Genomic DNA, 1,219 nt, shown 5'->3' with positions numbered 1-1,219 from the left:
CTCGGCGGGCGCGGCCAGCTGGGCATCAATGCGCTGACGCAAGCGGCGTTCTGTCCGGATGCGCGGCAGCCCGAGCTGAAGTTCGCGGCCGTCTCGGTGGAGGCGGTGGCGCTGCCCTGGCGCGTGTTCGGCGCGGCCTGGGTGAAGCCGGGCCAGGCCGCCGCGCTGCGCAGCCAGCTGCGGGTGCTGATGGACCAGGCCGAGTACGCCTGCTGCCTGCCCGGGCCCGCGCAGGACGGGCTGGAGGGCTGGAGCCTGGAGCTGGCCTTTGCCGAGCCGCCGCCCGCGCCGGTGGTGCAGGCCTTGTCGACGGTGCTGCAGCTCAACGGTGTCGGCGTGCTGCGGTATGCCGATGGGCGGCGCGGCCGCAGCCGCTCCTTGCGGCTGGATGGCGAAGGCGCCGAAGCGCGCCTGCAGGCGCTGTTGCGCGTCGGCGAGGGCAGCGAGGGGGCATGGCTCGACGCGCTGTGGAGCGAGCGCGTGCCGGTCGCGCCCCTCGGCCGCCGCCTGCTCGCGCCGGATGCGGACGGGCCCGCCGTGCCGGTCAGCCCGCAGGTCTGCAATTGCTTCAATGTCCGCGAGGACGCGATCACCGCCTGCCTGCAGCGGCTGCCCGACGACGCGCCGCAGGCGCGCCTGGCGGCGCTGCAGGGCGCATTGCGCTGCGGCACGCAGTGCGGCTCCTGCCTGCCGGCGCTGCGCCGCATGGTGCAGACCGTCGTGCCAGGGTCTCCGGTTTCGAATCCAGTGAAGGAAGCGACATGACGTCCCTCGATGCCAGCGCCAACGCCAGCTCATCCGCCATTTCATGCGACAGCACGTCCGCGGGCGCGCCGAGCGTGTCCCTCGTCGGTGCGGGACCGGGCGATCCGGAGCTGCTCACCGTCAAGGCGATGAAGCGGCTTCAGCAGGCCGAGGTGGTGCTGACCGACGACCTGGTCGATGCGCGCGTGCTCGCCTGCCTGCCACCGACGGCGCGGGTACTGCGCGTGGGCAAGCGCGGCGGCTGCGTGTCGACAGAGCAGCGCTTCATCCATGAATTGATGATCCGCGAGGCCCGGGCGGGCGCGCGTGTCGTGCGCCTGAAGGGCGGCGATCCGTTCGTGTTCGGTCGTGGCGGCGAGGAAGTCGACGCGCTGCGCGAGGCCGGCATCGAGGTCGAGGTGATCAACGGCCTGTCGGCCGGGCTGGCGGCGCCGGCGTCGGTGGGCGTGCCGGT

General features: G+C 73.4%; 2 protein-coding genes. Both read left to right on the top strand.

All coding sequences use genetic code 11. The features are described 5' to 3' along the window. On the top strand, positions 1-765 hold a 765-nt coding region (locus FUT87_RS03775), incomplete at its 5' end, for a (2Fe-2S)-binding protein (RefSeq protein WP_186830345.1). After that, positions 762-1,219: uroporphyrinogen-III C-methyltransferase (locus FUT87_RS03770; RefSeq protein ID WP_255511646.1), on the top strand; the 458-nt coding region annotated here is incomplete at its 3' end. The genes FUT87_RS03775 and FUT87_RS03770, both read left to right, overlap by 4 nt.

The sequence above is a fragment of the Mitsuaria sp. TWR114 genome, from assembly GCF_007997345.1.
The sequence above is the reverse complement of the archived record's forward strand: the minus strand, read 5'-3'. Positions and strand labels throughout refer to the sequence as shown.